This window comes from Streptomyces sp. NRRL S-337 (genome assembly GCF_000720175.1).
GTDB lineage: Bacteria > Actinomycetota > Actinomycetes > Streptomycetales > Streptomycetaceae > Streptomyces > Streptomyces siderophoricus.
The window spans coordinates 1-246 of record NZ_JOIX01000210.1 but is presented as its reverse complement, the minus strand read 5'-3'; the positions used below and the strand labels follow the sequence as shown (position 1 = coordinate 246).

Sequence of the window (246 nt, the reverse complement as noted above, 5' to 3'; positions counted from 1 at the left end):
GTTCAACAACCGCTGGACGCCGTCCGGGCGGAGCTGACCGACCTGCTCGGCCAGCGTCCAGCCGTTCTTCCTCTCCAAAGGAGCCAGCAAGCCCCGCAGGTAGTCCAAGGCCCGGTCTCGCGGCTCTGACCTGCCGAAACGATGCCCGAACCGGGCATGCAGACCCGCTACACCGTCCGACCACGACTCGATCTGCTCAACCGTCAGCGACTTCTCACACAGTCACACCAACGAGCCCCAGCCCAC

The 246-nt window shown here is 65.4% G+C and carries 1 pseudogene; it reads right to left on the bottom strand.

Annotated elements, in window-relative coordinates:
- A pseudogene (locus IG62_RS48130) lies at positions 1-192 on the bottom strand (IS701 family transposase); the annotation flags it as partial.
- Positions 193-246: the final 54 nt, after the last annotated feature.